The following is a 21,522-nucleotide window of genomic DNA, read 5'->3' on the forward strand; positions in this document are numbered from 1 at the left end:
TTGAACAGCAGGCTTTTGAACTAATTTTCTGCACCCTTGAACGTTAGGCTGAATCTTCCTGACTTATTCAAGGCTGTACCCATGACCGCAACAACTGAATACAAAGGGCAACATTACGAATTAATCAAAGCGCGGATCGATCCGGTATTTACCGATATGAAACTGCATCACGGCGAAGCATTGAAAAAGATCAAACCGCGCCGTGAATCCTGGATGGTGCCGCAACTGGCCGGCGTCAACCGAAGCGCCTGGGCAGCCCGCAACGCTGCCGACCGGGCACTGGCCCGACTGAAAGACATTCACTCGTTTGCCGAACCGCTGCTGAAGGCCCGATTGCGGGAAAAAACCGGCATCGATGTCGATATCAGGAACACATTTCTGATGCTGTACCGCGAAGCCAGATCCCCTGGTACGTGATAGAGACTTTGAGTGGCTCCTCCACAAGAAAAGTGTCCTTGCTCGAAGCCGCGCTGAACAGCTTTTCCTATAACGAAACTTACGCATCGAACTCCGCGTTTCTCGTCAAAAGAGAACATGTGAATGATCAGTACGATATTTCGCCACTGGATCGACTGATGACCGTTGCCCAGTTCCAGACCCTGTGTCGCGAACTGGATATCGGCAGGCTTTATCAGGCACATCTTCAGGACATGCTGTTGAACGACGAGCCCACCGCACGCAGCTACGTGCAGTCACTGGTGGTGCAGAGCCAGAAGGCCGCACTCCGGGCGGCCGCACACATGGCGCTGGCAAAGAAAGACATCGACCGGGAAGGCCTGCAACTGATTCGTGCCCTGCTCGACGGTCGAGTGGCACTCAGGCTTGGCCGGCAGCCGATGCAGGCCTGCGAGCTGACCATCATGGACCTGAAGATGACCGGCATCCTGATCCTGCGCCCCGATCCGGAGCAGCCACTGTCCTCGTCGCGGATCATTGCCTACGTTCCGCACGACCCCGAACATCCGTTGAAGGAGTACGCCTCCCACTTTGAATTTCTCACGGAACTGACCCGCCAGTTGCAGAAGAACGACACACTGTCGTCCACCGGGGGCAGTTACTGGCAGTTCTTCAGCCAGTTTGTCGATCACCACCAGCGCGGGCATTTCTTCGCCGACCTCAAGCAGCGTCTGCTGCATGTGAAATGGTATCCACATGAACGTGGTGATCCTCGGCCTTCCTGGCGCGAAACCCCGGTCAGCAACCCCAACCTGCAATACGGTGTCACACCGGTCAGCGGAGCCTTGTGGGATACGCTCTATCAGCGCCAGCTCGACAAGATCCTCAACGATGCGCGCAACATCGCCGTACCGACCGCGGATGCTGACCAGAACGCTCGCGCCGACTGGTGGGCAAACGTCTTCAGGATCGTCCAGGACATCCTGAACGTGGCAGTGATGGTGGTCGCGCCATTCACTCCGGTTGTCGGCCTTGCGATGCTGGGCTACACCGCCTGGCAATTGACCAACGAGGTCATCGAAGGGGTGGTGGATCTGACACTGGGCCATTGGGAAGAGGCGGCGGAGCATGTGGTGGGAGTGGTCAACGACGTCCTGCAACTGGCGGCTTTCGCCAGCGGCGCCCTGGTCGCCAGGCCGTTGCTGCTGAAGTTGTCGCCGCTGGTTGAAAACATGAAAGCCGTACGCTCGTTCGATGGCAGCACGCGCTTGTGGCACCCGGATCTCAAACCCTACGAGCAGTCGCAACTGACGTTGCCGGATGGCGCCAGACCGGATGCCCTGGGTCTGCACCAACATGCCGGCAAGACCGTTCTGCCGCTGGAGGGCAAGCACTATGCTGTCAGGTTCGATCGCGGCAGCGGTCACTACCGTGTCGAGCACCCTTCCCGACCACAGGCTTACTCCCCGCACCTGCAGCACAACGGCGCGGGGGCCTGGACTCACGAAGCCGAGACCCCGCAGGGCTGGGATGGCCCGCAATTGATGCGGCGCCTGGGGCACTCGGTCGACAATTTCAGTGATGTCGAGCTGGAAAGAATACGTCGCATCAGTGGCACGCCGGTCGACGCGTTGCGCCGGATGCACGTGGAAAACAGCCTGCCACCGCCGCTGCTCGATGACACCCTCACCCGCACCAGGACGCGGAAGGAAACTAAAGCCATCGGCGAGCGCATTCGCACCGGCCAGCCTCTTCCACCGGATTCACACTGGTTTGACCGGATGGTCGCCGACCTGCCGGGCTGGCCGGCCGACAAGGCCCTCAAGGTCTGGCAAAACAATGACCTGACCGGTGCCTACCGGCAGTACGGCAACCCCCGTGCGTCCGACAGTCAGACGCTGTCCATCGGGATTGCCGACGTCATGGACAACCGCTTGCCTGAACGGCTGGTGGAGTTTCTCGACGACGCAGACATGCAGTCCCTGCTGGGCGGCAATCACCCGAAAGCCCGGCGGGCACAGGTGTTGCGCAACCGGCTGGCCGACGCCGTGCAAACCCGTGGCAGCGAAATTTTCGACTACCAGTACCGCTTGAGGAATCGTTCCACCGATGCCGGGGCCCAGTTGATCCAGCGCCATTTCGCTCCCCTGTCGGCACGACTCGCCGAGTCGCTGGCAAGCGAGGCGACCGCCGCCGAGCACGGCATCATGACCGAGCAGCAACGCATCCCCTTGCGCCTGAAGAGCCTGGCCCGGGAAATCGAGTTCGAGGTACTTGCGACCCGGGCCAACGAGGGGCTGCTTGATCCGGCCTGGCTGGTGCCGGATACCGAACGTCTCGCCCTCGGCGCCCTGAGGATCTACACCGACACCTTTGCGGATTTGCGCATGGAGGTTCGCGAAGGCACTTACGACGGGCGGTTGCGCAGCAGCGCTGGCCCCAGCGATGCCACAACGGTACGCAGGTTGATCCGGGATGAACGCGGTCGTTATGAGGTGCGTGACAGTGCCCACAGCAGGCTGCACGAAGCCGCCGGTTTTTATGATGCCGTACTGGCTGCCCTGCCCGACGACAAACGCCGCGCGCTGGGCTATCGCCCGGGACAGGGGCAAATGTTCAGGCAATGGGTGCTGCTCAGATCCGAAACACCCGCCGAACGCCGGGCATTGCTGGCCCGCCGTCCGATCCGCCCCTTCGTTCAATTGGAAACGGAACTGTTGCTGCGCGGCCCGAGGCTGTCCAGGGAGCCACTGAGCGTGGAAGAGAAAGTCAGGAATCTCTATCCGCACTTCACTGAAACAGAGGTGACGGCATTCACCCGCTCATTGCACGCCACCGGCGATGCACATTGGAAAATCGCGCGGCTTGAAAGTGAACTCAAGGCACTCAAGGAAAAACTGGAAGGCTGGAGACAAAGTTTCCTGAGCAATTGGGATGCCGACGGCCCCGATGCCAATCTGCCCCGCGCCTATCATGAGTTTCAGCACAGAGGCGGACGCTTTATCGCCGACCGCCTGCTGGAGTGTTTCGAACGCAAATCCGAGGTGTTCCAGGAACGCAGCACCAGCCTTGAGAGCGGCTACGCGCTGGACTTGTCGAAAGAGCTGTTGCCCCATGACCTTCAGCACTGGTGGGGGCAGTTGCCGGACGGCCTCAAACCCTGGCTCGATCAGGTCACGACACTGAACCTGGACGGCCAGGGATTCTCTTCGGCCGCCAACGGACTGTTGAAGGACTTCCCTCAGCTGCGCCAGTTGAGCGCCAGACACTGCGGTCTCAAGACCCTGCCGGCCAGCATCGGGCAGATGCCGCGTCTGGAAACCCTGCGTCTGAGCAACAACCAACTGCAACTGACGCCCGCCAATGCGCAGCAGCTGAACACACTGACACGGCTGGAAACCCTGCGGCTGGACAACAATCCCGTCAGCATGCCCCTGTCGGTCGGGCGCATGCCGAGGTTGCGGGTCCTGAGCCTGATCAATACACAGATCGACGCCTGGCCACTGGGCCTGTTCGATGTTCCCCGCCCCCGAGGGTTCTTTCTCGACCTGGGCAACAATCCCCTCAGGTACATCCCCGAAGTACGGCCCGGTTCCGATGAGGCTTATCTGATCGCACGCACCCGCGTTCATCTGGAGCAACTGACCCGACGGGCACGCTCCGCTTACGAAGGCTATCGCCGATCCGTGGGTCTGCGTCCGTCACAGAGTTACGCGGCCGTTGCCGAAAACTTGCTGGAACAATGGCCGGTTTCCGTGGACACCGCACTGGCTGATGAAACGCCCGGCATCGGGGCGCTTCGTCCGGAAGCGTGGCATGACCTGGCAAGTGAACCCGGCTCCGACGGATTCTTCCAGGTACTGCAGGGGCTGACCCGTTCTGCCGATTACGAACAGGGTGGCGAGGCACTGGATCAGTTGACCGACCGTGTCTGGCGCATGATCGACGCCATGGACATCGACACCCGGCTGCGCGAAGAACTGTTCCTGATGTCGACTGACCCCGAAGGCTGCGAAGACGCCGGTGCCCAGTTGTTCAACAGCATGGGGGTACGCGTGCTGGAATCGGAAGCTCGCACGTTTTCAAGGTCACCCGAAGAACTTGAGCGCGCATTGGTGACGTTGGCAAAAGGCGCCGCCCGACTCAAGCAAGTGAAAGAGATTGCCCGGGCCGATATCGCGACCCGGCAGGGCGAACCCGACGAGGTGGAAGTTCATCTGGCCTATGAGACCGGCCTGGCCAGACGGCTTGACCTGCCCTGGCAGTCCGAGGCCATGAGATTCCGGGAGGTCGCCGGGGTCAGCGATGCAACCATCGATGCCGCCGGCGACTGGATTCTCGACAGGGAGGCCGGTGACGGCCTGATCGAGCAGATGCTCGACCAGCCTTTCTGGGATCGTTACCTGCGTGAAACCTGGCCGGGAGAAATCGAAGCCAATACCCGCGCGCACCAGGAGAAGATCGATCTGCTGATCGATTTGCAGGCGGCCCAGGCACGCTGGGTCGAAGGGAACGGCCGCTCACCCGGGCTCAGACAGACCATCGCTGAACTGGCGCAGCAACTGTCCATACCCGAGGAACTGCTTTTCACCGCGGAAAAAATGAGTCAGAGAACCTTCGACGCCTGGCTTGAAAGTATCGGCCGACAGGAAAAGGCACTGAAACAAAGACTGACCCGCGAGGCCATGACACGCGTCGGGATCTGATCCGTCCGGTCGTCTGAAGGCAGCCAGCGCGGCTGCCTTCAGACGCGACCCTAGGCCTCCGAATCCCAGATCACCGTGACATTGCCGGCATAGCGTTTGGCCTGACCGGGCTGCAGCATTTGCTCGACGTAGTCCCTGGGGATTTCGAAATGCAGCGTGCCCGGTGCCCGGTCCAGAAATCGCCCCGGCTGAAAGCCCGGGGCGTTGGGGCTGGCGCTCAGCGGCCGGCGGCGTACTGGCTGTCCGGCGTTGTCGGTGATGCTGTCGGGCAGACTGATGCTGACGAACACCTGCGCCTGCGTGGCACCGCCCTCCGAGTCCCTTAGCCCGCAGGACTGCGCACCGCCGTACTGACACTCCAGGAACATCTTGAACCGCGACGAGGAAGAAATATTGAAGGTCTGGTCGCGAAATAACCGCGCCGGTTTTCGCCCCTGTTGCAACCAGGCCAGCCAGCCGCCCTCGGGCACCAGCACCACTTTGTTGCCGCCGGGGGGAATATCGACTTTCAGGACATGCTGGACATCCAGCACGAATCTGAAGGTCACGTCCGCGCCGTCCGGCAACAGATTGTCACCGGCGTCGATGTCCATGCCCGGCCCGACACCGTAGGCCAGCTGACCGGTGTACAGGCCGGCGGACATCTTCAACGGATCCGGCATGCGCAATTCGTAGCCCACGTCCAGATAGCCATAGGACATCCAGGGAATCATGAACGCGGCCCGTTTGGCGCAGATGCCTTCGGCCGGCGTCTTCCAGAAGAAGCGGAAAAAGTCCGGTCCGTGAGACGGCATCGCCCCGGGCCGGCAAGGCAGCGGCGCGACGCTCCAACTGGTGCCCCACAGTTTGTGGTGCGCCTGTTGGTCGTCGGTTTCGCCGGTCAGGTTGGTGGCCGTGTCGCTCAATACGTACTGGGAACCGAACCCGCCGATGCGCATGTCCACCGTCGCGGTCTCGCCGGTGAAGACATTGGTGACCATCAGGCTGCGCCACTGCGCCGGCATGTTGAACATCGCGCCATTGCGCTCGGATGAGCCCGGCTCCAGTGCCTGTACCGAAGCGAACCGCAGCGGCAGGCGAACGCCCGACAACGGCTTGCAATCATTGGGATAGGTGGCGCAGTAACCACTCTGCGGTGTCTGGTTGATGAACGCATTGGCCTGCGGATTGGCCGGATCCGGAACGTAGACCGCGCGGATTTCCTGAGTCACTGCGTGTGCGGTCGAGCAGATCAGACAGCCATAGAGGGCGGCCGGCCACTTTGCCTTGCGTGATGTGTTGGATGTTCGCAACCCTGAAACCATTACCAGCTCCTTGCTCAGCAATCGGTCTTGTTGTTGGTTCAACGATCAACCCGTCGGGGCTGCCACATTGAAAATGATGTTGACGGTGCCGTAGTAGTCGCCCGGCGTATAACCGTCGGGATGGACCCGGGGCTCGATCTCCAGACGCACCCTCTTGCCCGCCACGGCCTCCTCGCGGGACACCACCTGGATCGGCACCGGATGATGGCTCAACTCCGTGCCGTTGAAGGTGACACGCAGGCTGATGTCATCCCGCGAATCCTGGCCGCTGGAGAGAATGGGGAAACTTTCGAGACGGGCTTCGATGGCACTGCTGTCGGTCCGCACATCGAAGTTTTTGCGCAAGCCGCCGAGGGTCGAAGTGGCAATGTCCCAGGGCAGTGTCTGCTGATGATGTATCCAGTCCGGTTCGCTCGGTATCACATAAAATTCCAGGACCGGAATATCCACCGAGACTTCAAAAATGTGCTTCTCCTGCGCCGCGAATACGCCTCCGGCCATCGGGGTCGAAACGCCCACGGACACGGCAATGACCGCTTGCTTGATCATGTCACTTCCCTTTGCGTCGATAAGGAAGCCGCCTCCCTGACGGCTCTCCTGAATGGCGATGGCTGCGATCCTTCCCTTATCCGTCGGCGGATACCGATCGCGGCCGGCGCCGTTATGCTCCGGGGGCCCTGGCGTTGAACAGCACCAGAACGTTGCCGAAGTATTCTCCCGCCCTGTAACCGCCGACCGGTTTGACCGGGTCGATCTGCAACGGCACCCGCATGCCGGCTGCCGCCTCCGACTTCGACAGCACCTGACGAAAAACCGGATCGGCACTCAGCTCCACGTTGTTGAAGCGCACGCGCAGAGCGATGGTTTCACCGGGTTTGCCCGTCGACAGGTAAGGTGCACTGTCCAGACGCGCCTCGATGGCGCTGGTGTCATGCCGTACATCGAAGTTCTTGCTGAAGCCGCCGAGGGTCGAGTCCGGTAAGTTCCACATCAGTTGCTGCGGCCGGTGAATCCAGTCGGGCTCCGACGGCAGAATGTAGAACGACTGGCTGGGGATCGTCAGCGTGACCTCGAAGTTGAGTGTTTCCCTCGCCGCCCCTGCCGTACCGATATTCAACGCGGTAATTGCCGCCAGCACGCCGGCCATACAATGCTTGTTCATGTGGTTTCCTGGGTGTCAGCGGCTGACGACCTTGAGATCCTGCCTGCGCTCGCCTTCCACGAGTTTGAAGCGGTATTCGCGGCCCTTCTCCTTGTCGAAGGCAAACGTGCGGCCGGCCATGACGTGGTGTTTGACGGTCGCACCGCAGTCGGTTTCCTTGTCCAGCGAGCAGCTCTTGAACTCATCGACCACGACCACCGTATTGCCGTTGTTGCGCACTTCATACCGACTGCCGGTGTCGTTGAGGACCGTGTCGTAGCGGGCATCTTTCGGCCGTACGAAAAACACCGTGCCGAATCCGGTCATCACGTTGACGCCCGCCGAGAGGGTCTTCTTGTAGTCCTCGCGCTCTTCTCCGGAGACCACGAAATCGTCTTCCTTCTCCGGCACCACCGGCACGAAACGCACCCGGAAATAGCGTTCCCGTTCGCGCTCGCCCATGTACAGCAGACGGGTACCCTGCATGCCCTGGGCCGGGATGATCAGCCGCGCCGGGCTGGCCATCAGACCATTGCGCGAGGCACCGTCGGCAGCGCTGGTGACCGGAACTTCCCTGGGTTGACCGCCGTCGTCGTAGACAATTTCCAGCACGTTGACCTTGACGAATGCAGTGCTGTCACCGCTGTTGAACACCCGTTTCAGGTAGGTGCTTTTTTCGCCGTCCAGGTAGTCGTACACCGTGCCCACATTGATTTGCGGTCCGGCATTGGCCGTTGTCCAGAACAGCGTGCACAGCGACAGTAAAAACAGACGTGTCATCGTCTAAACCTCATGAAAATGGAAAGGGCCCCGTGATGGGGGATCAGGCTTCCGAATCGAAAATGATCGTGGCATCGCCCGTCAGCGTGCCGTTCATGCCGGGCTTCAGAAAATCCAGAAACCTGGGGGAAATGAAGAAACGCAACATGCCCTGCTTGCGATCGATATAGCGGCCGGGTTCAAACGGACCGAGCCAGGTGTTGTACTCAAGCGTCCCGGTCCAGCCGTCGGCATTGCCGGGACCTACGATGCCGGGCGGCATCGTGAGCCGGATCTGGAATTTGGAGTAACCCACCTGGTTATTGCCGATATTGCAGTCCGGCCCTCCGAGGGAACTGCACTGCAACATCACCTTGAACCGCGATGACGACGACAGGAAAAACGGCTGATTGCGAAAGATCTCGGTGGGCCTGCGGCCGCTGTCGATCCAGCGCTGCCAGCCGCCTGCGGGCTCAAGGGCAACCTTGTTGCCGCCGGGAGGCAGATCGACTTTCAACGTGTGTTGCACGTCGAGCGTGAAGTTCAGGGTCAGGCTGCCATCATTGGGCTGCATTCCCGGTCCCATTTCGAAATCCCCGCCGGGGCCGAGGGTGTAGGTCAACGCCCCGGTGTAGAGCCCGGAAGACATGGCCAGGGGATTGGGCGTGCGCAATTCATAGATAAAATCGACCGTGTTGAAGGACATGGCCGGAATACGGTAGTAATCGATCCTCTTCTGACACCACGCCTCCACAGGCGAATTCCAGACAAAACGATAGGTGGTCGCGGTGTAGTCGCTTCTGCTCGGACCCGGGGTGCAGGGAGATCCCGGATATTCCCAGCGCCCGGTGCTCCAGAGCTTCTGGTGCCCTTCGAAATCCTTGCCCGGCATCCCCACCAGATCGCCGGCCGGTTCGCTGAGGACATACTCCGAGCCGATTCCGCTGATGCGCACTTCGACGGTTTCACTTTTCTGCGTCACTGGATTGGTGACCGTCAGCGCTCGCCAGTTGGCCGGTGCCTTGAACCCCACCTGATCGTCACCCGAGATGGCACGCGTCGAGTCAAACCGGACCGGCACCCGGAAACTGTACCGGTTGCCGGCGGCGCAATCGGCGGGATAACTCGTGCAGTACCCGGTGTTCGGCGTCTTGTTGACGAATACGTTCTTGCCCGGTTGCGCAGGATCCGGCTGATACAGTGCCCTGATCTCCAGATTCGCCGCTTCCACCGCAGGCAACGCCAGCACCGCCAGCAATCCCAGCCAGGCTGTTGTCCTTTTCATGTTTCCAATCCATTTGTCATTCAATCGGGTTGTCGCGTGGCCCTATTCGCCGGGCGCTCTGGCGTTGAACAGCAGCATGACGCTGCCGGCGTAATCGCCCGGCCGGTAGCCGCCGGGAGGTTTCACTGGCTGGATTTCAAGCAGCACACGACTTCCCGCAGCGGCGTCGGCACGGGACACCACTTCCCTGGGCTGGATGTCCGGGCTCAACTCCACCCCGTTGAAACTGACCCGCAGCGGGATGTCTTCGCCAGGCCTGCCATTGGACAGGTAAGGCGCACCGTCGAGGCGAGCCTCGATGGCACTGGTGTCATGTCGCACATCGAAATGTTTGCGCAGCCCGCCCATGGTCGCGTTCGCCACATTCCAGGAAAGTTGTTGTGGACGGTGAATCCAGCCCGACTCGGTGGGGACGATGTAGAACGGCCGCTTCGGAACCGATACGAATACCTCGAAGGTGCGCTCCTCGCGAGCCGCCCACGCCCCGTGACTCATTGCCCCGGCCACGGCCAGAAACGCGCCGGCAACCCAATGCTTGTTCATGTTCAATCCCTGTTCCCGCTCGCAGAGGAAGGTCAGACTTCGGAATCCCAGATCACGATGAAATTGCCTTTGAAAGGACGTTCTCCGTAGCTGTCGATCACAAATTTGGTGTGCTGTGCGTTCATGTTGAAGTGCAGGGTCCCCGGCTTGCGATCGACATAGGTGCCGACGTGGATCACACCGGTCGGCACGTGCGTCACCGGCAGGTTCCTGACCGGACGTCCACTGCTGTCGGTCATCCCGTCGGGCAAACTGACAGACACCGTGACTTCGGCCTTGTAGGTGGAGGGAGGTTGGCGATCGGAGACTGCACAACCGTTGTTCAACCGGTCTTCACATTCCAGCTTCATGGTGAATCTCGACGAAGCCGAGATATGGAACAGTTGATCGCGAAACAGCCGCACCGGATGTCGTCCCTGATCCAGCCAGCTCTGCCAGCCGCCCGGCGGCTCAAGCACGACCTTGTCGCCGCCCGGCGGAATATCCACCTTCAGCACATGCTGCACGTCCAGGACAAAATCCAGGGTCAGGTTGTTGTCATTCGGGACCATCATCGACCCCATCTGGAAATCACCGCCGGGGCCGAGGGAGTACGACAGCGAACCGGTGTACAGCCCGGACGACATGCCCAGCGGATTGGGCGTGCGCAGTTCGTAGGCGAAATTGAGCGTATCGAAGTACATCGACGGGATCCGGTACGCAGCCACTTTGGAACAGGCGGCTTCTACAGGCGATTTCCAGAAAAACAGGTAATTCGCAGGACCATACGCGCCAACACCACTGTATTCGCAGGGCGACGGTGCATAAACCCAACTGCTGCTGGTCCAGAGTTTCTGATGCCCTTCCAGAATGTTTGTCACCCCTGTCAGATTGGCGGCCGAATCACTCAGGAAAAATTTGGACCCGATACCGACTATTCGCACTTCAACGGTTTCGGCTTCCTGTGTTTCCCTGTTCGTGACCGTCAGCCGCCGCCAATTGGCGGGCGCCTTCACACCCAAGGCATCGCCAGGCACCAGGGCTCGCGTGGACGAGAACTGCACGGGGATCTGAATACTGAACATATTGTTGTCGAAACACTGACCGGGATAAGTCGCGCAATAACCACTGTTCGGTGTCTTGTTGACGAACACATTCTTGTTCGGTTGCGAGGAGTCCGGCTGGAACAGCGCACGGATTTCCTGATTGACCGCCTCGGCCGACGACAGGCTCAACGCCGTCAGCAATCCCATCCAGTACGCTGATCCCTTCATGCTCTCAACCCGCCTTCTGTTCGGTGGATGCGAGATCGGCCAGGGTGTCCGGCGTGCAGCGCAGGTCACCGATCATCAGCACATTGTTTTCGCTGCGATGCTCCTTCTCGTTGAGGCGGAACTGACACAGCAGGCTGTTCTCCCGACGCACTTCAAGGGTCGGGGAGCCGGCGTTCATTTCCATCGAGAAGAACCCGTCGACCTCCGTGACCCCGCGGCTGGCGTGGTTGATCACGTGATGCCCTCGAAGCGGCCGGCCCTGTGCATCCACCAGACGACCGAGCACAGTGAGGGTCTTCATCACCCGGATGTGCCGGTAGTCCACGCCGCCCTTGTTCAGGTGATAGCGGGTACGCGCCGGGGCGATGGTCGCAGCGGGCACATGGTTGCCCTCGAAGTCGAAGCTCACGGAGCTGTTCTGGTACGCAGTCAGCGGAATGAAATTGCGCCCCGGCTTCAATGCTGCGCCGCCACCACTGAGATCGTCCGCACGCAGGGCAATGCCGTCGATGTCCGACTCCACATCGACGATCATGCCGGCACCGCGCATCTCGTATTCGCTGGTCATCAGCATTTTCTCTCCGCCCATCACCAGAGTGCTGTCGAGGTTGAGGCCACCGGTCAGCTTGTTGTTATAGGAAGAGCGCTGGACAAACCCGTCGCCATTGACCGTGTCGGTGCGGAAATTGGCCAGGCTCGACAGGCCCATCCCATAGGTGTCGGTCAATGCCGTCACCGAAACGTTTTGCAGCACGTGATCCTTGAAGTCCTTGCGCCAGCCCAGCGACGCGTTGTTGTCGCGACCGCCATCGCGATCGGTGCGCGAACCGATGCTGCCGGTGAGTTGCTGACCCGGCCCGCCGATGGCCAGGTTCAGGCTCAGATCGACGCCACGGCTGCGATCGTCTCCGCTGCTGAAACTGCCCGGGCGGTCGAACAGCGACAGGCGCCAGTTGGCGTCGTTGCCGAACAGCACCGCACGCCGGCTCCAGCCCAGATCCACGCCGACGCCTTCGACATTGCCCTCGCTGTGGGCGACCCGCGCATTGAAAGAGTTGCGTTGATCGAGGCGATGGTTGATCGCCAGCGACGAGTTGCTGGTCTGGCCGACGAACACATTGCGTTGGCGCACCCGCGTACCGTCGGGCAGGGTGTCGTATTGATAGGTGGTGTCCAGCCAGCTGCGGTTGTGGCTGAGGATCAGGCTGCCGGAGCCGTAGTTGTAGAGGCTTTGCAGATCCAGGCCGGTGCCGTAGTCCCGGGTCTGGTAGACGTTGGCATACAGACTGAGATGGTTGGCCAGGGTCCAGTCGATGGACGTGCCGTACTGCAGCTTTTCCCGGATCTGGCGTGCCGACAGCCCGAGAATCACCCGCGGGTGCGCCAGGTAGTTGATCGACGCGCCTGCCGTGGGACTGCCGCTGGCCTGTTGATCCCAGTTGCTGAGCAGCTTGCTTTCTTCGCCGGCAAACAGGTTGTAGCGCCAGCGCTCGTCGAGGTTGCGCCAGTTGTTCGGCTTGTAGACCAGCTCCTGGGTGGTGGAGGTGATCTGACCGTCTTCGATCAGCCGCACTTCCACTTCATAGATACCGCCGGGCAGTGGCCGGGTATCCAGAGTCTGCAACCCGGCGGGCACCGACTGGGTATTGATCAGCAGGCCGTCGCGATAGATTTCCACTGAACCCTGACGGTTGGCGGTGACATAAATCGGGTAGACGCTGGGCATCGCATTGTTGATGGCCAGACTGTCGGAGCTGCCGTACATCACACCGACCGCCGTATCGGGGCTGGTGCCGAACGTTCGCGGCTGACGGGTCAGGCCTTCGGAATTGGGGGTGAAATAGCCCAGGCGAAAGAAGCTGCCTTGCAGCTCGCGCTGGGTGTAAAGCTCGTGCACGGCGTGGTACAGCTTGTCGTCGGGGCCGCCCATGCGTGCCAGTTGCATATTGAACGTCTGGCTCCAGTTGCCCAGACTGCCACTGGCCTCCAGGCCATAGCGCCCGCCCAGATCCTGATCCTGGCCACCATTGAGGTTGAGCTGGTTGCGCACCATCAGGCCGCTGCTGCCTTCCAGTGGCTGATCGTGAAAACGCTTGGCCTCGAGATCGCGCTCGGCATGGCGGGTGAGGATCGAGACCAGGGAGCTTTCCAGGTTGTAATGCACTGCCAGCACGTCATTCGGGCACGCACCGCTGCAATCGCCCAAGGGCACGCCGGGCTTGAGATACGCCGCCCATTGTTCCCGCTCGGCAGGGCTGTAGCGGTTTTCGCTGGTATCGGTGAATTCGAGCAGGGTGATGCGGTCATCGCGCGACAGCACCACCAGAGCTTCGCCCAAAGGCTGCTGGTCAAGCTCGACCCGCACGGCCAGGGGCACATCAAAGAAATGCTCCTCGAAATCCGCCGGCAAACCTTTGGCTTGCGCCAACAGACTGCAGGGTGTCGAACCCGCGGAAACAGGAGCCGCCGTCGCACCGGCACAAAACAGCAGCGCAAGCGCGACCGCGATGGGTGTCATCGGGAACATGAACTCTTACTCTGATTTCGAACAAGTTGAAGTCCGGCGGGACATTCGGGGAATGGTTGTCCCGCCGGGAAACGCTACCGGGCAGTCAGCGCGGATCGCCCGATCAAGGCGCGAGGACGGGTGGTACGGCGTCGAAGGTCATCGCGACAGTACCGGTGTAATCACCCGGGTTGAACGTGGTGCCCTTGGCGCTGATCTTCAGCGGTGCGCGATAGTTCACATCGGACTCGGACTCACCCACGACCATTTGCGGAGTCTGGGTCAGCACCTTGTTGTTGAACGAAACTTCCAGCGCAATGGTGTCGCTTCCGTAGATCAATTGCGGAACACTTTCCAGGCTGGCGTGAACCGAACCGTTGTTGTTGCGCACGTCAAAGAACCCATTGATGTCGCGCATCTTGCCGGTGCTTGGCTGATAGCTCATGTCCTGGTCTTTGTTGACCAGATCCGCATCGGTCGGCACCACGTAGAAACCATTGGTCGGCACATGGGCGATGAGGTTGATGGAGTGGCGCGCTTCACCGGCAGCGAAGGTCACGGAAGAGCCCAGAGCCAGGGCGGCGAGAGAAGCGGTGATTGCGATTTTCTTGAACATCGATCAGTACCTGTTTTCTTTTTTAAGGAATCGAAACATTGAAGTTCAGGTCACACCGGCCGATAAGGCCTGAAACACGGAAGTTCAACGCCGGGGCATGATCAACGCTTGCCAAAAGGATGTAAGCAGGCAACTTCCCACGAACTTGTAGTTCAACAGCCTCGCAACTCGAAAGAAAAAACATCGAAAAACACGAATTTTAAAAAGTGACTGTAAGCAATACCTTACCCACAGTTTTAAAGAAAAAACATTACAGCACTTTCAACAATATCAGCCGGTACTTTCTCTGTTTTTTAGAATATAAGCTCGACTCTCAATAGAGTGATAGCTTTAACTTTATGGTTATTCTTTTCTGGATGAGTCAATCCTCCCCTTGCATGCCGCTGTCCTCCTTCCGCGCTCGCTGACCACTCGTCAGCTGCCATTTCCTCTCGGGCAAAAAAGCCTTGCCCAGTCGTAAAGATATATCTTACGTTGTATCTAAACATGACGAGAGAAGACTGAAATGAGAGACCATCATTCCCCCCACCGCGACCACGGCGACAGCCGGGACGGCTTCGAAAAACGTCACGGCCGCGAGCGCGGCGGGCGTGGCCCACGGGTATTCGCCCCCGGCGATCTGAAATTGTTGCTGCTGGCATTGATCGCCGAGCAGCCATGCCACGGCTACGACCTGATCCGCCAGATCGAAACCATGTTCGACGGCGCCTACAGCCCCAGCCCCGGCGTGATCTACCCGACCCTGACGTTTCTCGAAGAAAGCGAAATGATCACCGGCGATGCCGAGGGCGGCAAAAAGCGTTACGCAATCACCGATGCCGGTCGCCAATCGCTGAGCGAACAGGCCGTGGCCCTCGACGGCGTGCGCATGCGCATCGACGTCAGCAAGCGCTCATTGCGCGGCCACGACCGGCCGCCGGAAATCCATGAAGCGGTGCACAACCTGCGCCACGCCTTGCAGATGCACCACGGGCGCTGGAGCCCTGAAGAAATCCTGCGCGTTCGCGACCTGCTCAACGACACCGCCAAAGCCATCGTCGACGGCCCCGCCGTTCAACCTGCTCCGGAGAAAGCCGAATGACTGAAGTCCAGACCCAAGGCATCCACCGTGTGATGCATGAAATCAAACGCCGCCGACTGGAAGTTTTACGCGTGGTCGACCTGACCCCGCGCATGCGCCGTATCACCCTCGGTGGGCCGGAACTGGCCGGGTTCATCAGCCTGGGAACTGACGACCACGTCAAACTGCTGTTCCCGCAGAACGCCGAGCAGACTGCCGCGCTGGAAACCCTGGTGCTCGGCGCCGGCAAAAGCGATGTGCCGATGCCCGAGATGCGCGACTACACCCCACGTCGCTATGACCTCGACAAACTTGAACTGGACATCGATTTCGTCCTGCACGGCGACGGCCCTGCCTCGACCTGGGCCGAACAGGCGAAACCGGGGCAGTTCCTGCACATCGGCGGCCCGCGCGGTTCGATGATCGTGCCCGACATCTTCGACAGCTACCTGCTGATCGGCGACGAAACCGCCCTGCCCGCCATCGCCCGCCGCCTCGAAGGCCTGGCGGCCAATCGCAAGGCGCTGGTGGTGGTCGAAGTGGAAAACGGCAAGGAGCAGCAGGCGCTGGAAAGCGCGGCACAGGTCAACGTGATCTGGGTGTTGCGCGGTGCGAACAAGGACAGCCTGCTGACCACCGTGAAGCAGTTGCAGGTGCCCAAGGGCAATCTGTATGCGTGGGTGGCGACGGAAACGAAAGTCTCGCGGCAGATCCGCCGGGTGCTGCTCGATGAGCACGGGCTGGACGAGCAGTTCGTCAAGGCCGTCGGTTACTGGCGAGCCGAGGGTTCCGAAGAAGAGTGACTAGAAGCGGCGGCGCTATTCGCGCCGCCCTTGCCAGCGGTCGATGCCAATCACCAGCAACGCAATCAGCACAAACCCCGCCAGAATCCCCCCGGCATTGACGAACACCTGTGGATAACCCAGCAGTGCCACGTCAATGAACGGATAGGCGTAAGCCCCCAGCAAGTGTCCGCGCAGCAGCGCATAAGCGAAGTACACCAGCGGATAGATCAGCCACAGCGGCAGGTGCTTCAGACGCAGGGTGCCCTTCGGCACGCACACCCACCAATACGCCAGGAACAGCAGCGGCATCACGTCGTGGAGCAATTCATCAGCGATAAACTGCCAGCCCTGCGGATGCCAAAGGTGTCGCAGCAGAATGCTGTAGGCCAGGCCCACCACGGCAATGCTCACGGCGATCCCGCTGCTGACCCAGGGTTGCAGAAACCAGCGCCGTGCAGCGGATTCGCGATCCGTCACCGCGCAGGTCAGCACCACCGCCACCAGGGTGTTGGTGATCACGGTGAAGTAACTGAAGAAACTCACCAGCCCGCCCAGCAGACTGGCGCCGACACTCAGGCGCGCAAAGAAAATCAGGTACAGCTGAATCCCCAGCCCGGCCCAGCCCAGCACTGCAACCGAAGTGATGAGGCGTCGCCGCAGCACGGCGTTCATCTCAGAGCGGACGCTTGGTGCGCATCAGCTTCACGTACAGCCGCTCGACCTTTTCCCGCGCCCATGGCGTCTTGCGCAAAAAGGTCAGGCTCGACTTGATGGTGGGATCGCTCTTGAAGCAACGGATGTCGATGCGCTCGGCCAGGCCCGACCATTCGTAATGGGTCACCAGTGCATTGAGGATCTGTTCGAGGGTCACGCCGTGCAGCGGATCGGGGTTGTGGTCGTTCATGCCGGGCCCTTGGGCGAAGTGAAAATGCAGAAGCCGCGCACCTTAGCCGAGGGGCTGTGCCGGTGGAAGGCCTTCCTTCAAATGTAGGTGAACCGTGCAAGATCGCAGGCTCCGTCGACACCGGCAATGTGATCGATTGCCGCACTGTTACCGAATCCGAAAGGGTTCATGTCTGCAAAAGCACTTTGTGTTTTTGTAACAGGACATTATCCTGCCGCCCTTCTGCTGAATCGCTTCACTGCCTGCGTCAAATCGTAGCGGTCAGCCCGTCCCCCCAAAAAGATCAAGAAAGACCATTTCATGCCCGATTTTCCGTTCTCCCGAGACAGCGCTATCTCAACCCTGCGTCTGATCGGCGGCTGCACCGCCCTTGGCCTCGCCACCTGCACCCAGGCCGCTCCGGCCTTCGACAGTGAATCACCGTACATGCTCGGTGACTGGAACGGCACCCGCAGCGAACTCTCGGCGAAAGGCATCGACTTCAAGCTCGATTACACCGGCGAAATGGGCAGCAACCTGCACGGCGGCTACGACCACGACCGCACTGCGCGCTACAGCGACCAATGGGGCCTCGGCACTCATCTGGACCTGCAAAAACTGCTGGGCTGGAACGACGCCGAATTCCAGTTGACCGTGACCAAACGCAGCGGCAACAACATCAGTAACGACCGCATCAACGACCCGCGCGTCGGTGGATTCACTTCGGCCCAGGAAGTCTGGGGCCGTGGCCAGACCACCCGCCTGACACAGATGTGGTACCAGCAGAAATTCTTCGACCAGAAGCTCGACATCAAGGTCGGCCGCTTCGGTGAAGGCGAAGACTTCAACAGCTTCCCGTGCGACTTCCAGAACCTGGCGTTCTGCGGCTCCCAGGTCGGCAACTGGGTCGGCGGCATCTGGTACAACTGGCCGGTCAGCCAATGGGCGCTGCGCGTCAAATATCACCTGACGCCGGAGCTGTACGCACAGGTCGGCGCCTATGAGCAGAACCCGTCGAACCTCGATCGCGGCAATGGCTTCAAGCTCAGCGGCAGCGGCACCCAGGGCGCGATCCTGCCGGTGGAGCTGGTGTGGACACCGAAGCTCAACGGCCTGCCGGGCGAATACCGCGCCGGTTACTACTACAGCAACGCCAAGGCTACCGACGCCTATAAAGACAGCAACGGCCAGCCGGCGGCCCTGAGCGGCGAAGCCTATCGCAGCGCTTCGAGCAAACACGGCGTGTGGCTCGGCGTGCAGCAGCAGATCACCAGCGTCGCCAGCGACAACTCCCGTGGCCTGAGCGTGTTCGCCAACGGCACGATGCACGACAAGAAGACCAACGCCATCGACAACTACGTCCAGGCCGGCGTGGTCTACAAAGGCCTGTTCGACGCCCGCGCCAAGGACGACATCGGTTTCGCCCTGGCCCGCGTCCACGTCAACCCGGCCTACCGCAAGAACGCCGAGGCGACCAACCAGGCCCGCGCGGTCTACGACTACGACGATCCGTCGTACCTGCCGCCGCAGGACACCGAATACAGCGCCGAACTCTATTACGGCGTGCACGTCACCAACTGGCTGACCGTGCGCCCGAACCTGCAATACATCCGCCACCCGGGTGGCGTGGACAAGGTCGATGACGCGCTGATCGGCGGGATCAAGATCCAGTCGTCGTTCTGACCGACAACCGGAAAACCTCCGGGAGCCGGCTTGCCGGCTCCCGGATGAAATAGTTAGCCAGACAAGTTTTTATCTGAACCATGCCCGCGCCCAATCGTCATCTACAGTGACTACAGCGCGGGACTACTTGAAACGTCACGGAGAACCACACTATGAGCACCGAAAGTGCTTCGAGTCGAGGCCGTCTGCTTCCGAGCCTGCTCGGCATTCTGCTTCTACTGATGGGCCTGGCCATGCTGGCCGGGGGAATCAAGCTGAGCACGCTCGGCGGCTCGCTGTACTACCTGCTGGCCGGTATCGGCATCACGCTGACCGGCATTCTGTTGCTGATGCGTCGCCGCGCAGCACTGGGCCTGTACGCCATCGTGCTGTTTGCCAGCACCGTCTGGGCGCTGTGGGAAGTCGGTCTGGACTGGTGGCAACTGGTGCCGCGTCTGGCGCTGTGGTTCGTCCTCGGTTTCGTGATGCTGCTGCCGTGGTTCCGTCGTCCGCTGCTGCTCAACGGTCCTGCACCGATGGGCACCGGCGGTCTGACCGTAGCCGTGGTGCTGGCCGGCCTCACCGCTTTGGCCAGCCTGTTCACCCACCCGGGCGAAACCTTCGGCGAACTGGGTCGCGACACCGCCGACACCACCAGCACTGCGCCAGCAATGCCCGATGGCGACTGGCAGGCCTATGGCCGCACCGAGTTCGGTGACCGCTACTCGCCACTGAAGCAGATTACTCCGGCCAACGTCGGCAAGCTGCAGGAAGCCTGGCGCATCCAGACCGGCGACCTGCCGACCGCCGATGACCCGGTGGAGCTGACCAACGAAAACACCCCGCTGAAAGCCAACGGCATGCTCTATGCCTGCACCGCCCACAGCAAAGTGCTGGCACTGGACCCGGACACCGGCAAGGAACTGTGGCGCTTCGACCCGCAGATCAAGAGCCCGGTCGGCTTCAAGGGCTTCGCCCACATGACCTGCCGTGGCGTGTCGTACTACGACGAAGCCGCTTACGCCAAGTCTGAAAACGCAGCCTCCGCCGTCATCTCCGAGGCCGGCAAAGCCGTCGCCCAGGCCTGCCCGCGTCGCCTGTACCTGCCAACCGCCGATGCACGCCTGATCGCACTGAACGCCGACACCGGCAAGATCTGCGAAGGCTTCGGCAACAAAGGCGTGGTCGACCTGACTCAAGGCATCGGCCCGTTCACCGCCGGTGGCTACTACTCCACCTCGCCAGCCGCGATCACACGTGATCTGGTGATCATGGGCGGTCACGTCACCGACAACGAATCGACCAACGAGCCATCGGGCGTGATCCGCGCCTTCGACGTGCGCGACGGTCACCTGGTGTGGAACTGGGACAGCGACAAGCCGGACGCCACCGAGCCTTTGGCTCCGGGCCAGATCTACAGCCGCAACTCGGCCAACATGTGGTCGCTGGCCAGCGTCGATGAAAAACTCGGCATGGTTTACCTGCCACTGGGCAACCAGACTCCGGACCAGTGGGGCGCCGACCGCACCCCGGGCGCCGAGAAGTTCAGCGCCGGTATCGTCGCGCTGGACCTGGCCACCGGCAAAGTGCGCTGGAACTACCAGTTCACCCACCACGACCTGTGGGACATGGACGTCGGCAGCCAGCCAACCCTGCTGGACATGAAAACCGCCGACGGCATCAAGCCTGCGCTGATCGCCCCGACCAAACAGGGCAGCCTGTACGTCCTCGACCGTCGTGACGGCACGCCGATCATCCCGATCCGCGAGATCCCGGTTCCGCAAGGCGCCGTGAAAGGCGACCACACCGCACCGACCCAGGCCCGTTCGGACCTGAACCTGCTGGCCCCGGAACTGACCGAAAAAGCCATGTGGGGCGCCAGCCCGTTCGACCAGATGCTGTGCCGCATCCAGTTCAAGGAACTGCGCTACGAAGGCCAATACACGCCTCCGTCGGAACAGGGCAGCCTGATCTATCCGGGTAACGTCGGCGTGTTCAACTGGGGCGGTGTTTCTGTCGACCCGGTTCGCCAGATGCTGTTCACCAGCCCGAACTACATGGCCTTCGTCTCGAAGATGATCCCGCGTGCCGAAGTGGCCGCCGACAGCAAACGCGAAAGCGAAACTGCCGGTATCCAGCCCAACACCGGCGCGCCATACGCGGTGACCATGCATCCGTTCATGTCGCCACTGGGCGTACCGTGCCAGGCCCCGGCCTGGGGCTATGTCGCCGGTATCGACCTGACCACCGGCAAAGTCGTGTGGAAACGCAAAAACGGCACCAGCCGCGACAGCTCGCCAATCCCGATCGGCTTCACCCTGGGCGTGCCAAGCATGGGCGGCTCGATCGTGACTGCGGGCGGCGTCGGCTTCCTCAGCGGCACCCTCGACCAGTACCTGCGCGCCTACGACGTGAACACCGGTAAAGAGCTGTGGAAATCCCGTCTGCCTGCGGGCGGCCAGGCGACTCCGATGACCTACACCGGCAAGGACGGCAAGCAATACGTCCTGCTCGTGGTGGGTGGTCACGGTTCGCTGGGCACCAAGATGGGTGACTATGTGATTGCGTACAAACTGCCGGAATAAGTTTCAGCGGCGGTAAAGAGAAAGGCGATGCCCTGTGA

General features: G+C 61.0%; 17 protein-coding genes. 6 read left to right on the top strand and 11 right to left on the bottom strand.

Annotated elements, in window-relative coordinates; translation table 11 throughout:
* Nucleotides 1-81: 81 nt before the first annotated feature.
* Nucleotides 82-417 (top strand): hypothetical protein, encoded by a 336-nt coding sequence (locus R1A29_RS23120; protein WP_438299696.1) that lies wholly within the window; start codon nucleotides 82-84, stop codon nucleotides 415-417.
* A gap of 32 nt (nucleotides 418-449) precedes the next feature.
* Nucleotides 450-5,102: an NEL-type E3 ubiquitin ligase domain-containing protein gene (locus R1A29_RS23125; RefSeq protein WP_438299697.1), complete on the top strand. Its 4,653-nt coding sequence runs from the start codon at nucleotides 450-452 to the stop codon at nucleotides 5,100-5,102.
* Nucleotides 5,103-5,152: 50 nt separating this feature from the next.
* On the opposite strand, the gene R1A29_RS23130 is transcribed toward R1A29_RS23125, so the two are convergent.
* The 9 genes from R1A29_RS23130 to R1A29_RS23170 form a co-directional block, all read right to left on the bottom strand.
* A complete protein-coding gene (locus tag R1A29_RS23130; protein ID WP_438299698.1) occupies nucleotides 5,153-6,406 on the bottom strand; it encodes a hypothetical protein in 1,254 nt (417 codons plus the stop codon).
* Between the two features lie 45 nt (nucleotides 6,407-6,451).
* Nucleotides 6,452-6,955, bottom strand: a complete 504-nt coding sequence (locus R1A29_RS23135) for a CS1 type fimbrial major subunit (RefSeq protein ID WP_114885299.1) — start codon at nucleotides 6,953-6,955, stop codon at nucleotides 6,452-6,454.
* 112 nt (nucleotides 6,956-7,067) lie between these two features.
* Nucleotides 7,068-7,568, bottom strand: a complete 501-nt coding sequence (locus tag R1A29_RS23140) for a CS1 type fimbrial major subunit (protein WP_438299699.1) — start codon at nucleotides 7,566-7,568, stop codon at nucleotides 7,068-7,070.
* 15 nt (nucleotides 7,569-7,583) lie between these two features.
* Nucleotides 7,584-8,327 (bottom strand): molecular chaperone, encoded by a 744-nt coding sequence (locus R1A29_RS23145; RefSeq protein ID WP_438299700.1) that lies wholly within the window; start codon nucleotides 8,325-8,327, stop codon nucleotides 7,584-7,586.
* A 43-nt stretch (nucleotides 8,328-8,370) separates the two neighbouring features.
* On the bottom strand, nucleotides 8,371-9,591 hold the full coding sequence (locus R1A29_RS23150; RefSeq protein WP_438299701.1) for a hypothetical protein: 1,221 nt from the start codon (nucleotides 9,589-9,591) through the stop codon (nucleotides 8,371-8,373).
* A 42-nt stretch (nucleotides 9,592-9,633) separates the two neighbouring features.
* Entirely contained in the window at nucleotides 9,634-10,134 is a 501-nt protein-coding gene (locus R1A29_RS23155) for a CS1 type fimbrial major subunit (RefSeq protein ID WP_438299702.1), read from the bottom strand.
* A gap of 32 nt (nucleotides 10,135-10,166) precedes the next feature.
* Nucleotides 10,167-11,387, bottom strand: a complete 1,221-nt coding sequence (locus R1A29_RS23160; protein ID WP_438299703.1) for a hypothetical protein — start codon at nucleotides 11,385-11,387, stop codon at nucleotides 10,167-10,169.
* A 4-nt stretch (nucleotides 11,388-11,391) separates the two neighbouring features.
* Nucleotides 11,392-13,914, bottom strand: a complete 2,523-nt coding sequence (locus tag R1A29_RS23165) for a TcfC E-set like domain-containing protein (protein WP_438299704.1) — start codon at nucleotides 13,912-13,914, stop codon at nucleotides 11,392-11,394.
* Nucleotides 13,915-14,017: 103 nt separating this feature from the next.
* Nucleotides 14,018-14,509, bottom strand: coding sequence for a CS1 type fimbrial major subunit (locus tag R1A29_RS23170; protein ID WP_438299705.1), 492 nt, complete (start codon nucleotides 14,507-14,509; stop codon nucleotides 14,018-14,020).
* 505 nt (nucleotides 14,510-15,014) lie between these two features.
* On the opposite strand from R1A29_RS23170, the gene R1A29_RS23175 reads away from it, so the two are divergent.
* Nucleotides 15,015-15,590, top strand: a complete 576-nt coding sequence (locus R1A29_RS23175; RefSeq protein WP_114885315.1) for a PadR family transcriptional regulator — start codon at nucleotides 15,015-15,017, stop codon at nucleotides 15,588-15,590.
* On the top strand, nucleotides 15,587-16,372 hold the full coding sequence (locus R1A29_RS23180; protein WP_438299706.1) for a siderophore-interacting protein: 786 nt from the start codon (nucleotides 15,587-15,589) through the stop codon (nucleotides 16,370-16,372). Before R1A29_RS23175 ends, R1A29_RS23180 begins: the two co-directional genes overlap by 4 nt.
* A 15-nt stretch (nucleotides 16,373-16,387) precedes the next feature.
* On the opposite strand, the gene R1A29_RS23185 is transcribed toward R1A29_RS23180, so the two are convergent.
* Both R1A29_RS23185 and R1A29_RS23190 read right to left on the bottom strand, forming a co-directional pair.
* Nucleotides 16,388-17,026 (bottom strand): Pr6Pr family membrane protein, encoded by a 639-nt coding sequence (locus tag R1A29_RS23185; protein ID WP_438299707.1) that lies wholly within the window; start codon nucleotides 17,024-17,026, stop codon nucleotides 16,388-16,390.
* Between the two features lies 1 nt (nucleotide 17,027).
* The gene (locus R1A29_RS23190; protein WP_007956650.1) at nucleotides 17,028-17,258 is read right to left on the bottom strand and encodes a VF530 family DNA-binding protein; all 231 of its coding nucleotides are present in this window, start codon (nucleotides 17,256-17,258) and stop codon (nucleotides 17,028-17,030) included.
* 300 nt (nucleotides 17,259-17,558) lie between these two features.
* On the opposite strand from R1A29_RS23190, the gene R1A29_RS23195 reads away from it, so the two are divergent.
* Both R1A29_RS23195 and R1A29_RS23200 read left to right on the top strand, forming a co-directional pair.
* Nucleotides 17,559-18,920 (top strand): carbohydrate porin, encoded by a 1,362-nt coding sequence (locus tag R1A29_RS23195; protein ID WP_085709423.1) that lies wholly within the window; start codon nucleotides 17,559-17,561, stop codon nucleotides 18,918-18,920.
* A 152-nt stretch (nucleotides 18,921-19,072) separates the two neighbouring features.
* Nucleotides 19,073-21,484, top strand: coding sequence for a glucose/quinate/shikimate family membrane-bound PQQ-dependent dehydrogenase (locus tag R1A29_RS23200; protein WP_438299708.1), 2,412 nt, complete (start codon nucleotides 19,073-19,075; stop codon nucleotides 21,482-21,484).
* Nucleotides 21,485-21,522 lie beyond the last annotated feature (38 nt).

It is taken from the genome of Pseudomonas sp. NMS19W (assembly GCF_051554255.1).
GTDB lineage: Bacteria > Pseudomonadota > Gammaproteobacteria > Pseudomonadales > Pseudomonadaceae > Aquipseudomonas > Aquipseudomonas kribbensis.

Excerpts from the sequence above, each read along its gene's own strand:
- R1A29_RS23120 (WP_438299696.1), top strand. The coding sequence starts at position 82 with ATGACCGCAACAACTGAATACAAAGGGCAACATTACGAATTAATCAAA.
- R1A29_RS23130 (WP_438299698.1), bottom strand. The coding sequence starts at position 6,406 with ATGGTTTCAGGGTTGCGAACATCCAACACATCACGCAAGGCAAAGTGG.
- R1A29_RS23135 (WP_114885299.1), bottom strand. The coding sequence starts at position 6,955 with ATGATCAAGCAAGCGGTCATTGCCGTGTCCGTGGGCGTTTCGACCCCG.
- R1A29_RS23140 (WP_438299699.1), bottom strand. The coding sequence starts at position 7,568 with ATGAACAAGCATTGTATGGCCGGCGTGCTGGCGGCAATTACCGCGTTG.
- R1A29_RS23145 (WP_438299700.1), bottom strand. The coding sequence starts at position 8,327 with ATGACACGTCTGTTTTTACTGTCGCTGTGCACGCTGTTCTGGACAACG.
- R1A29_RS23150 (WP_438299701.1), bottom strand. The coding sequence starts at position 9,591 with ATGAAAAGGACAACAGCCTGGCTGGGATTGCTGGCGGTGCTGGCGTTG.
- R1A29_RS23155 (WP_438299702.1), bottom strand. The coding sequence starts at position 10,134 with ATGAACAAGCATTGGGTTGCCGGCGCGTTTCTGGCCGTGGCCGGGGCA.
- R1A29_RS23160 (WP_438299703.1), bottom strand. The coding sequence starts at position 11,387 with ATGAAGGGATCAGCGTACTGGATGGGATTGCTGACGGCGTTGAGCCTG.
- R1A29_RS23165 (WP_438299704.1), bottom strand. The coding sequence starts at position 13,914 with ATGTTCCCGATGACACCCATCGCGGTCGCGCTTGCGCTGCTGTTTTGT.
- R1A29_RS23170 (WP_438299705.1), bottom strand. The coding sequence starts at position 14,509 with ATGTTCAAGAAAATCGCAATCACCGCTTCTCTCGCCGCCCTGGCTCTG.
- R1A29_RS23175 (WP_114885315.1), top strand. The coding sequence starts at position 15,015 with ATGAGAGACCATCATTCCCCCCACCGCGACCACGGCGACAGCCGGGAC.
- R1A29_RS23180 (WP_438299706.1), top strand. The coding sequence starts at position 15,587 with ATGACTGAAGTCCAGACCCAAGGCATCCACCGTGTGATGCATGAAATC.
- R1A29_RS23185 (WP_438299707.1), bottom strand. The coding sequence starts at position 17,026 with ATGAACGCCGTGCTGCGGCGACGCCTCATCACTTCGGTTGCAGTGCTG.
- R1A29_RS23190 (WP_007956650.1), bottom strand. The coding sequence starts at position 17,258 with ATGAACGACCACAACCCCGATCCGCTGCACGGCGTGACCCTCGAACAG.
- R1A29_RS23195 (WP_085709423.1), top strand. The coding sequence starts at position 17,559 with ATGCCCGATTTTCCGTTCTCCCGAGACAGCGCTATCTCAACCCTGCGT.
- R1A29_RS23200 (WP_438299708.1), top strand. The coding sequence starts at position 19,073 with ATGAGCACCGAAAGTGCTTCGAGTCGAGGCCGTCTGCTTCCGAGCCTG.